Genomic DNA, 10,945 nt, shown 5'->3' with positions numbered 1-10,945 from the left:
TAAGGCTTCTTTTTCGTTTAGAAAGTCTTCTCTCACTGTGTTTGGAGAGGTTGTAGAAGCTGATGGAAAAAGAGCTGAATCAAAGGCAACGTACACACTACCGTCTTCTTTTGCAGCGATTGTACCTAATTCAAATAGGACCGAACCATCTGCTTGAATTGTTTCTGTTTCAAACGCTTTATCTGTTCCGTAAGCAAGTACATCTTCTGTCTCATTAGGTGGATAAACGGAGACGGAAAAATTAGTGTAAGGTGTCTCGTTGTGCTTATCAAAAAACGCCCATGCAAATGTCGCCAGATCAGCATAAACATCTACAGCATCAATGATTGTATAAGTTAAGGTGAAAGCAACCGTTTCGTGAGCACCACTACGATAGATTCGATATTGACTCTCGTCTTGTTCAACTGTTAAAGAACGTTCGCCCTCAAATGCTTCAAAATTAGCAATCGTCGTTTCTTTGGCAGGAATAAGCTGACGGAGTATCCCATTAAACTCATCCTCAAATTCATATATCAACGTTTCTTCTACATAAACTTCACCGTTTTCCTGTAAGTAGGCATCGATATGACTATCTGTAATCGTAAAATCAATGGCTAAAGCATTTGTAGGAAAGGTTATCATGAGAAAGGGGATTAATAATAATAGCAACCAATTTCTGTGCATTTATGTCACCGTCCTTTGTGTTTCATAATAACTATACGATTTAAACAACCAAAAAGTTTCATTAGTGCTCAGTTGGGACAAGAAGGCATTCTCTTTAATCGCTAAAAAGAGCTATGCTATAATGTGATTGATGTTCATAGTTTGGGAAGATTTTCAAAATTATATGTAACTTTTAGGAGTTAGCTATCGTATATAAGAAAGAATTTTATTGGAGAAAGAGGAGAGCCGATGTTAGAACGTATTCAAGACCCAAGTCAAAAGATTTCCCCGGATGCGGTCAAGGTTTGGAGAATTTCAGCTTTGGTCCAGCATATTATTAGTATTCTTGTGTTAGCAATTATTCTTTTTTTACAGCAATATTTTGAATGGTTTGATTGGATTGGTTATGTTGCGATTGGTTTATTAGTAATTGATGTGTTATATGGTATTTTTGCTGTGTTTATTAGACCGACATTGCTGCAACGAACATGGCGTTATGAAGTCGATGAGGATTTTATTCAATTAAAATTTGGAGTGCTTACGAAACGACACTACATCATTCCGATGGTGAAAGTACAATATGTAAATACAAATCAAGGTCCATTGTTAAGGTATTATCATTTATCGACATTAACAGTTGGGACAACCGCTTCTACTCATGAAATTCCAGCGATTCCAGAGCAAACAGCTCAAGCGTTACGTGGGAAAATTGCTTCGTTTGCTGATCTTGGGGAATCTGAGCAAGAGTGGGAAGAAGAGGAGTTGAATCACGATGAGGAGAGATGAAACGTCTCAAGGACAAACAAATCAAGGGCAGCGTTTGCATCCTCTTTGGATTCCGTTTTCTATTTTAAAGTCGATTAAAGAGTTGTTAATTCCGATTATCCTTTTCTTTTTTGTGAACGCGGGAGAACCTTCTATGTTTACGCGAATTGCTCAAATTGGAGTTGGGTTAATTTTCTTGTATATGCTCATTTCGTTAATTTTTAAATGGATTAATTTTAGATATAGTTTTAGTGGCGATGAATTAAGAGTAAATGAAGGACGGTTTATTCGTAAAAAAAGGTTTGTTCAATTAGAAAGGATTCAGGGAGTACAAATGAATACGCATTTTTTGCAGCGTCCTTTTGGATTAACGACGGTTACTTTGGATACAGCGGCAAGTTCAAGTGACTCTTCGATTAAGCTTGAATGTATCAAACGTGAAGATGCCTTATGGGTAAAGGATTATATCGCCACTTATCGCGAAAAGCAGCAAGAAATTAACGTAAACGAAGGAAGTGAAGAATGGGCTGAGGAACCTATTTTGCAAGAGGACAAGAAGCTTCACTATCAAATTAGATCAAAAGAAATAGTGTTTGCGGCTTTTACGTCGATGAGCGTCTTAGCTTTAGTCCCGATTTTATTTGGTTTTTTAGCCCAATTAAGTGATGTTTTTTCGATTGATGAGTATGTAAGTGAGGCTTATCAATTTATTAGTCAAACGTGGACCTTTATTTTATTTGCGATATTAGTCTTACTTGTGATTTCTCTTATCTTTGGCTTAATTACCACTTTTTTAACGTATGGAAATTATCAAGTTGAGACAAATGAGGAACGAATATTTGTAAAAAAAGGGGTACTGTCTCAAACGGAGTGGACGATCGCTAAAAATAAAGTCCAAGCGGTTAAATTTACGAAAACCTTTTTGCGGCGGTGGTTTGGTATTGTTGGAGTGGAACTCGTCTGTGCTGGTGCATATGGAGATGAGAAAGTAGAATCAACGATGTTATTTCCTTTTATCTCAGAAAGGCGGGCCACAGCACTGTTACCGGAAGTGCTTCCTATGTTTAAGATAGAAGAGGGAATGAGGAAATTACCGAAGCAAGCTTTATATGTAAAGTTAATGAGGCCGAGCTATTTTTGGTTGATTGCAAGTGCTGTGTTGTTTTATTTCTGGATTGAACGTTGGTATGTATCACCGATATTATTAGTGCTTATTATTTTCTTAAGGTATATTGATTACCGCCATAGTGGACATGGTCTTTTTCATCCCTTTGTACAAATGAGGTCGGGGTCCTTTTCTGTTGAGATGGTAATTGCCGAAAAGAAAAGGATTGAAGAGGTTGGAATTTCTCAATCAAGATTGCAAAAGTTATTTGGTCTATCTACACTTACAATCGCAACACGCGGAACACCAGTTCATTTTGCATCGATTCAAGATGTTCCCCTTGAAGAGGCATATGAGTATTATGATTGGTATCAAAAGAGGCCAAAAAAGAAAGTTGAGATAGAACAAGGGCCGATTCAATCAGAGTAAAAGGAAAAAGTGAGGCTTACCCGAGTTGATAAACTAACTTCGGGTAGTCTTTTTTTGATGAGTTCTGACAAGAGGTTTTGGTAATGAAAATTTGAAAAAGGGGGGATTTCATTACCAATCGGGAGTAATAGGTAATGAAAATCAGGAAAAGCGAGGATTTCATTACCAATCCGGGGTAATAGGTAATGAAAATCGGGAAAAGCGAAAATTTGATTACCAATCCGGGGTAATAGGTAATGAAATTTTGGAAAAGCGAAAATTTGATTACCAATCCGGGGTAATAGGTAATGAAATTTTGGAAAAGCGAGGATTTCATTACGAATCGGGAGTAATAGGTAATGAAAATCGGGAAAAGCGAGGATTTCATTACCAATCGGGAGTAATAGGTAATGAAAATCAGGAAATCCGAAAATTTGATTACCAATCCGGGGTAATAGGTAATGAAATTTTGGAAAAGCGAGGATTTCATTACCAATCTGAAGTAATAGGTAATGAAAATCAGGAAATCCGAAAATTTCATTACCAATCCGGAGTAATAGGTAATGAAAATTAGGAAAGGCGAGGATTTCATTACCAATCTGAAGTAATAGGTAATGAAATTTTGGAAAAGCGAGGATTTCATTACCAATCTGAAGTAATAGGTAATGAAAATCAGGAAAGGCGAAAATTTGATTACCAATCGGGAGTAATAGGTAATGAAAATTAGGAAAGGCGAGGATTTCATTACGAATCCGGAGTAATAAGTAATGAAAATCAGGAAAGGCGAAAATTTCATTACCAATCCGGAGTAATAAGTAATGAAAATCAGGAAAGGCGAAAATTTGATTACCAATCTAAAGTAATAGGTAATCAAAATCAGAAAAAGTGTGACTCCCATTACCAATCGACAGCAATAAGCAACGCAAACACCTCATTTTGTCTTTAACATTGCCATTAACTTTTCTTATTTGAACTCCATATAATTATTTAATAAAATAGATGGGTTCAACCTTATAGTAGAGGCATCTAGGGTTTCAGTTTTGAATTTATGTTAGGATAGAAAAAGATAAAATGAAGAGGTTTAATTGAGTGGAAGGCACTTATATAAAATGAAATAATTTATAAAGGATGATCAGTTATGATTACGTTAAAGTCAAAACGAGAAATAGCACTAATGCATGAGGCTGGAAAGTTACTTGCTAATTGCCATAAAGAAATTGCGAAGCTCATTCAGCCTGGTATGACAACCATGCAAATTGATGAGTTTGTTGAAAAATATTTAGCAGACCATGGGGCGACGCCTGAACAAAAAGGGTATCAAGGTTATAAATATGCGACTTGTGCGTCTGTAAATGATGAGATTTGCCATGGCTTTCCTCGCAAAAAGATGCTGAAGAAAGGTGATATTGTTACGATTGACATGGTTGTTAATTTAAATGGGGCCCTAGCAGATTCAGCCTGGACGTATGCAGTTGGAGAAATTAGCGAAGAGAACCAAAAGCTATTAGATGTAACAAAAAAGTCATTGGATTTAGCGATTGAGCAAGCAGTTGTTGGCAATCGGACCGGAGATATTGGTCATGCGATTCAATCCTATGTCGAAGCAGAAGGTTTTTCGGTTGTAAGAGACTTTACAGGACATGGAATCGGACCGACCTTGCATGAGGAGCCACAAATTCTTCATTACGGGCAGCCAGGAAAAGGGTTACGTTTAAAAGAAGGAATGGTTATCACAATTGAACCGATGGTAAACGCAGGAAAATGGCAAAGTAAAATGGATAGCAACGGCTGGACAGCAAGAACAACTGATGGGAAGCGTTCGGCCCAATACGAGCATACGTTAGCGATTACGAAAGAAGGCCCGATTATTTTAACGGAACAATAGTTGAGTATATTAATAAAGAACCAGTTTTTTTGTAGCAGCAGCTACTCAAATGGCTGGTTCTTTGTCATTGTCCCAAAGAGTGGAGCATCTCCACAAAACAGAACTACCCTTTTCGATTTATTTTTTCAATAATTTCATGTAAATCATCGGGTTTATAAAATTCAACAGGCGAAACCCCTTTTTCAAATTGAATGGCTTCGGCTTCAACTAAAAGCACGTAACGACCATTTAACTTGGCTAGGTGAAGGGTTTCCCCAAAATCAGCAAGGAGAGCTTTGATCTCTGTTTCACCAAGTTTCATTTTAATTTCCGCTTCTGGAGTTTGTTCGACAATATGGGCCGAAGCTTCCATCACTTGATGGGTATCAAGTCTTTCGCTAATTTCCCTTTTTTCACTGGCTTCCCAAATTTCTAATTCGTGCTCGAACTTTTGTCGTTCTTCGCGATTGTCGGAAAAGCTTTCAGTTACATGCTCTTGGACGATGTTCAATACTTGGGATTTAATGATGGTTGGCATCGCATCTCCATATTCAACATACTTTAAAAAATCCTCAAAATAACGAGCGTGTGAAGCTTGATGAATTTTTACTTCTGCTTCTTCAATCATGCCTTCTTCAGGCATAAAAGGATATTGAATCGACTTCATGTTTTTGGTGGTAATCGCATGTTCCACTTTTCGAATAAGAGAGGCTTCATCTGAAATGGTCGCTACTTTTGGCTCGAAATCACATTTCATAATAAAAACGAAAGCATCATCATAAAATTTGCGTGGCACAGCAGTTGCTACTAAAAAGGCACCACCCCGAACGGCACTCGTTTCAAGATAGATTCGGACAAATTTTTCAGAGACTTCTTGAAAGTCCATCTTGGATTCCGCTGTTCGTGCACGATAAAAAAGATTATAGTTCGGATTGGATGTTAATTCATGACCAGGCTCGGTCACAAAACGACCGATCTTTGTCGGCACTTGATCTGACTTAGGATGACGCTCCACTTTTCGATTGACGATTTTTTTCAGTTCGCCATCTAAAAAGTCTTTTAACTGACTTTGCTCAAATTCAGCTTTATTTAATGTTTGAAAATGTTTATAAAGCTTATTCGTTTGCTCACCTTGTCCATCAATTTGCACAACATAAAAAGATAAAAATTGTATCTCAAAATCCAAATGAATCCCATCCTTTATTAGCATAAACGTATCATTTCACGATTTTTTCAGTATAGAAGTTGGGGAGTGTTTCGTCAATTGCTAGTAATCCTGTTTGGCCATTATTTTGACTTTCCCTTATCAATTTTGGTATCTTTTTCTTATTGAGTATTTGCTATGAAAAGGGGAGACGTTAGAGATGATGAAGAAATGGATAGTGGCTCTGGCTGCATGTATGTTAATGATGTTCGTTACAGCTTGTGGACAAGCAGAAAATAATCATGAAGGTGAACAGGTAACTGGTGACGGAAACGAAGAGGTTTCAACTGTTGTACCTGAAGGACAGCAGCCGATCGTGACAATGGAGATGGAAAATGGTGGGGAAGTGGTCATTGAACTTTACCCAGACGTAGCACCTAAAACAGTCGATAACTTTGTTAGCCTTGTACAAGATGGTTTTTATGATGGTCTTACATTTCACCGGATTATTCCTGGATTTATGATTCAAGGAGGCGACCCTGATGGGAACGGCACTGGTGGACCTGGTCATACAGTTGAAGGCGAATTTGAAAGCAATGGTTTTGAGAATGATTTAAAGCATGATCCGGGCGTTATCTCAATGGCTCGTAGTCAACATCCTGATTCAGCTGGATCACAATTTTTTATTATGGTTGAAACCTCGCCACATTTAGATGGTGATTATGCAGGGTTTGGGAAAGTCACCGATGGAATGGATGTTGTAAATGAAATCGTCGCAGTTGAAACAGATAGTCGAGATATGCCGGTTCAGGGGCAAGAGCAAGTGATTAAGCAAATGACCGTTGAATTTGTAGAAGTGGAATAAAAGAAACTATCGCTTGACAGTAATTTGGAAATTATATTATTCTAATGGAAAATAAATATGATGAAAGGGACAGGTACCTTATACGATGAAGCTTTAATCCTATTTTTTTAGAACATTATTTGTGAAATTAAAAACAAAATGATGATCTAGATAGGGTTAGTCTGTCCATTTTTAAGGTAATGTCTTTTTAATTGAATGAACTCCATAAGTAAGAAGATGTTTGATTAAATCTTTGGATTTTTACTGTTCATAAAACCTCGAAAAATTTGGAATCTGAATGATAACCCTCTCTAGAGATCTAGGGAGGTTTTTTGATGTTATTTTTAGAAATAGGCCATTTAGAAAAAAGTTATGGAGAGCGTTTATTATTAGAGATAGAGCTGATCCAGGCCTATAAAGGAGATAAAATAGGAAATTGCCGATGGATAAAAGAAGTGTTGGTCAGAAGAAAGCAAAACTGGATAGAGGCGATGTCCATAAAAAGGTGCATATGTTAAGTGGGGGAGAAAGAGGTGGGGACAAAACTACCTAAAAAAAGTTAGATGATTAGAAATGACGGTCATCTAACTTTTTTAATAGAAAATCCTTATTCACTTAATTCCAATCAATATCGATTTCTTTGACGCCGTTAAATTCAACCTCGAGATCAAAATCAACGACTTGGTCCTCTGTTAAGTTAAAGTGCTCTAAAACACGACTAATAATATCTTCATTGCTCATATCTGATTGTAAGGAAAGAGATGTCAACAAATCTTCAATCACAGATTTAGCTTCTTCTCCTGTTAGGTTTTCACCATCTGCTTGATATTTTGCTTCGAGGCCATTTCTTTCTTCTTCATATTCAATATCAATCAATTCATCATTTTCAGTTGTATCGATTTCGAGGCTAAAGTCTGTAATTGATTTGTCAGATTCAGGAGTCGTTTCATTGACTTCTTCATCAGGAGTAGTCGTATCAGTTCCTGGGTCCTCTATTGGCTCAGTAGGTACCTCTTCATTTGTTGTATTACAAGCGACTAATGTAAGTAGGCTAAGTAATAGTGTAGTATAGGCTAATCTTTTTATCATGTATATTCCTCCCAAGACTTCGTTATTTTGTTTACTTGATATGGAAGTATACCCATTTTTATTAATTTTAATCTTATCATTCAAATTGACTGTGTCTGATTCATTTGCAATAAAAAAAGACTACTCATAAGACCAATTAACCTTGTGAGCTAGTCCAATTTCAACTGTTATTTAAATATTAAGAATAGAGAGTGTAAATCGGTTTTATTGTTTACTAAATCTTGAAGGGTGTATTTTTCTAAAACGTGTAAAAAGGCTTGTAGAGCTTCGGATAAAATGGGCTTTAATTGGCAAGCGGGGCTTATAATACATTGGTTTTGCTCATGATTAAAGCACTCAAGAAGATCAAGACTTTCTGTACTTTTAATCACAGCCCCTAAAGTGATTTGGGAAGGTGGAATGGCTAATTTAATATACCCTTTTTTACCGTCAATAATTTCAAGATATCCAATCACTTCAAGCTCACGAGCAATTCTCTTAATTTGACTAGTTGGAAGGTTGTAAGTTGTAGCAATTTCCTTAATCGTGACCATCGAAGTTACGTCCGATTGACTACCTAGATATATTAAAGTTCTGAGCGCATAATCAGATTTAATCGTTAGATGCATCGTTTTCACCTCTATTTTGTTAGTTTTTTAAGAAGGTGACTTAACATTAGGTTTGGTTGTTTGATTGAATCTGATCAAAATGTCTAAACAGCTTATTATCATTACTATACTATAAATTTGTTTTTATATGGATATAGAAGAAAAAATAGGACCAATTTTTACTATAAAAGTGAATTTTCGAAATATAAATAGAAGATTGATGATAAAATATAGTAGGAGGTGGTTTATATGTCATTTCAATTTACAGCCATTGATCATGTTCAACTTGCAGCTCCTAAAGATTGTGAAGAAGAAGCACGAAAGTTTTTTGTGGAACTGCTCGGAATGGAGGAAATCGAAAAGCCGGCAGAATTAAAAAAGAATGGTGGGATTTGGGTTACAGCGGGGAATGTTCAACTTCATATCGGTGTAGAGTCTGATTTTAAACCAGCGAAAAAAGCTCATCCCGCCCTTTGTGTCTCCTCGTTATCAGCCTTACAAAAACATCTAGAGTTTCATCAAATACCTTTTCAAAACGATGATAAAATCCCAGGGGTTGCAAGATGTTTTATCTATGATCCATTTGGCAATCGCATTGAATTAATTGATGAAAATAAGTAAAGGAAATTCGGAGCTGTTGAATGCAGCTCTTTTGTTTTGTGAATAAAAGGACATGATAAAAGAAAAAACAGCTTTCTTTCCAATTTATTTAGCAATTGTTAAACTAGGATAAGGGATTATAGATCTTGTAAGAAAATCTAGTCTAGTAAGATTGAAAGGTGTACATAATTTAATGAAACATAAACGAATTTTATTAATAGTATCAGTCGAAGCGGAACGTGAAGCAGTAAAGAGAGCTATTGGTGAGCAATCCTTTATTGATGTGGAAGTGATGGGGGTTGGTCCCACTTTGGCAGCAGCAGCTACAACAAAGCTCTTAATGCAACATGATTATGATCTAGTATTGAACTTAGGGATAGCAGGTGGTTTTAAAGGAAGAGCACCAGTTGGTTCTATTGTCGTATCATCTCAAATCGTTGCTGCTGATCTAGGTGCGGAATCACCAGATGGGTTCCTCCCAGTTGAACAGTTGAATATAGGTGTGTCCATGATTGAAGCGGAGCAAACGGTAAGTCGTAAGCTGCTAGGTGCGTTCACTAAAAAGGGTGTACCAAGTTCTCATGGACAAATTTTGACGTTGAGTACCGTGACAGGGACGAATGAAACAACAGAGCAACTAATGGAACGTTTTCCTGAAGCGAAAGCAGAAGCAATGGAAGGATTTGGTGTCGCTACAGCTGCCAAGCTCTTTGAAGTACCTGTCATCGAAGTCCGGACGATTTCTAATGAGGTTGGTCCGAGAAATCGAGAGGCATGGAAGTTAAAAGAAGCATTAAATTTATTAGAAGTCGTAAGTGAAACATTATTGGAGGTTGTACAATGACAAAAATCGCCTTTTCACCTTGTCCAAATGATACGTTTATTTTTCATGCAGCCGTATTTGGCCTTGTCAATGCACCAAAACTAGATGTAACCTATGCTGATATTGATAAAACAAACTATTGGGCGGCCAATCAAGAGGGCCCAGAAATTATGAAAATTTCTTATGCAGCACTTCCTTGGGTGCTAGAACATTATCGTCTTATTCCATGTGGAGGAGCATTAGGGCGTGGTTGTGGCCCTCTCGTGTTGTCGAAAGAAAAAGTGAAAAGTCCTAATGAGTTATCAGGTAAAAGTGTAGCGGTTCCTAGTGATCGTTCTACTGCATATTTGCTTTTTCGGCTTTGGGTGAAGCAACAAGTAGAAGGCGGTGTCGGTGAAATTATCGTGATGCCGTTCGATGAAATTATGCCTGCTGTCCAAAAAGGAGAAGTAGATGCTGGTTTAGTTATTCATGAAGCACGTTTTACGTACCAAAATTATGACTTGAAGCTTGTTGAAGATTTAGGGAATTGGTGGGAAGCTGATACTGGTTTACCAATACCACTTGGTGCAATTATTGCTAAAAGAGGATTGAATCATCAAGAAATTAGTCAATGGGTAAGAGCCTCAGTTGAATATGCATGGGCAAATCCAGAGGCTTCTAAACAATATGTGTTAGAGCATGCTCAGGAAATGTCTGACGAAGTGGCCCAATCACATATTGAGCTTTACGTAAATGAATTCTCAGCAAACCTAGGTGAAGATGGATATGCAGCGGTCGAGTCATTGTTAGGAAGGGCGATGGAGGAAGGGCTCGTTCCGAAGTTTGATTTAAAAGGACTACGTGATTAATAAATCATTGTTGAAAAAAGCTGTCTCAAAAGAGTCATTTGACTTTTGGGAGGCTTTTTTTGTGTGAGAAGAATTTTGTTGGTGGGGATAGGTAATGAAAGTGGTGGATGTTGGGGATTAGGGAGCGAATCGGGGGTGATAGGTAATGAAAATTGGGAGAGTAGGGAATTAGGGTGCGAATAAGGGGTGATAGGTAATGAAAATTGGGAGAGTAGGGAATTAG

The 10,945-nt window shown here is 37.2% G+C and carries 13 protein-coding genes; 9 read left to right on the top strand and 4 right to left on the bottom strand.

Annotation, left to right across the window (positions count from 1 at the left end):
• The coding region (locus tag BALCAV_RS19340) for a DUF2207 domain-containing protein (RefSeq protein WP_040324258.1) at positions 1-663 on the bottom strand (663 nt) is incomplete at its 3' end.
• A gap of 228 nt (positions 664-891) precedes the next feature.
• On the opposite strand from BALCAV_RS19340, the gene BALCAV_RS19335 reads away from it, so the two are divergent.
• The 4 genes from BALCAV_RS19335 (at position 892) to map (ending at position 4,805) form a co-directional block, all read left to right on the top strand.
• Positions 892-1,428 (top strand): PH domain-containing protein, encoded by a 537-nt coding sequence (locus BALCAV_RS19335; protein ID WP_003323387.1) that lies wholly within the window; start codon positions 892-894, stop codon positions 1,426-1,428.
• Entirely contained in the window at positions 1,415-2,941 is a 1,527-nt protein-coding gene (locus BALCAV_RS19330) for a PH domain-containing protein (protein ID WP_003323388.1), read from the top strand. Before BALCAV_RS19335 ends, BALCAV_RS19330 begins: the two co-directional genes overlap by 14 nt.
• 91 nt (positions 2,942-3,032) lie before the next feature.
• Positions 3,033-3,494, top strand: a complete 462-nt coding sequence (locus BALCAV_RS19325; RefSeq protein ID WP_040324257.1) for a hypothetical protein — start codon at positions 3,033-3,035, stop codon at positions 3,492-3,494.
• A 564-nt stretch (positions 3,495-4,058) separates the two neighbouring features.
• Positions 4,059-4,805 carry a type I methionyl aminopeptidase gene (map, locus tag BALCAV_RS19320; RefSeq protein WP_003323390.1) on the top strand — a complete coding sequence of 249 codons (747 nt, stop codon included), beginning with the start codon at positions 4,059-4,061 and terminating at the stop codon, positions 4,803-4,805.
• Between the two features lie 103 nt (positions 4,806-4,908).
• On the opposite strand, the gene BALCAV_RS19315 is transcribed toward map, so the two are convergent.
• On the bottom strand, positions 4,909-5,970 hold the full coding sequence (locus BALCAV_RS19315; RefSeq protein ID WP_003323391.1) for a DUF3900 domain-containing protein: 1,062 nt from the start codon (positions 5,968-5,970) through the stop codon (positions 4,909-4,911).
• A gap of 178 nt (positions 5,971-6,148) precedes the next feature.
• Here BALCAV_RS19315 and BALCAV_RS19310 point away from each other — a divergent pair, with 178 nt between their 5' ends.
• A complete protein-coding gene (locus BALCAV_RS19310; protein ID WP_003323393.1) occupies positions 6,149-6,793 on the top strand; it encodes a peptidylprolyl isomerase in 645 nt (214 codons plus the stop codon).
• A gap of 314 nt (positions 6,794-7,107) precedes the next feature.
• On the top strand, positions 7,108-7,290 hold the full coding sequence (locus BALCAV_RS19305; RefSeq protein WP_003323394.1) for a hypothetical protein: 183 nt from the start codon (positions 7,108-7,110) through the stop codon (positions 7,288-7,290).
• A 97-nt stretch (positions 7,291-7,387) separates the two neighbouring features.
• Here the strand turns inward: BALCAV_RS19305 and BALCAV_RS19300 are convergent, their stop codons facing one another.
• Positions 7,388-7,861, bottom strand: a complete 474-nt coding sequence (locus tag BALCAV_RS19300) for a YusW family protein (protein ID WP_003323395.1) — start codon at positions 7,859-7,861, stop codon at positions 7,388-7,390.
• A 167-nt stretch (positions 7,862-8,028) separates the two neighbouring features.
• Positions 8,029-8,469, bottom strand: a complete 441-nt coding sequence (locus BALCAV_RS19295) for an RrF2 family transcriptional regulator (RefSeq protein ID WP_003323396.1) — start codon at positions 8,467-8,469, stop codon at positions 8,029-8,031.
• Between the two features lie 228 nt (positions 8,470-8,697).
• Between BALCAV_RS19295 and BALCAV_RS19290 the strand changes: the two genes are divergently transcribed.
• The 3 genes from BALCAV_RS19290 to BALCAV_RS19280 all read left to right on the top strand — a co-directional run bounded on the left by BALCAV_RS19290 (position 8,698) and on the right by BALCAV_RS19280 (position 10,722).
• Positions 8,698-9,069 (top strand): VOC family protein, encoded by a 372-nt coding sequence (locus tag BALCAV_RS19290; protein ID WP_003323397.1) that lies wholly within the window; start codon positions 8,698-8,700, stop codon positions 9,067-9,069.
• Positions 9,070-9,241: 172 nt separating this feature from the next.
• Positions 9,242-9,892: a futalosine hydrolase gene (locus BALCAV_RS19285; RefSeq protein ID WP_003323398.1), complete on the top strand. Its 651-nt coding sequence runs from the start codon at positions 9,242-9,244 to the stop codon at positions 9,890-9,892.
• Positions 9,889-10,722, top strand: a complete 834-nt coding sequence (locus BALCAV_RS19280) for a 1,4-dihydroxy-6-naphthoate synthase (protein ID WP_003323399.1) — start codon at positions 9,889-9,891, stop codon at positions 10,720-10,722. Before BALCAV_RS19285 ends, BALCAV_RS19280 begins: the two co-directional genes overlap by 4 nt.
• The last annotated feature ends 223 nt before the right edge of the window (positions 10,723-10,945 follow it).

The organism is Alkalihalobacillus alcalophilus ATCC 27647 = CGMCC 1.3604, from assembly GCF_000292245.2.
GTDB classification, from domain to species: domain Bacteria; phylum Bacillota; class Bacilli; order Bacillales; family Bacillaceae_D; genus Alkalihalobacillus; species Alkalihalobacillus alcalophilus.
This window is presented reverse-complemented; position numbering and strand designations above follow the sequence as displayed.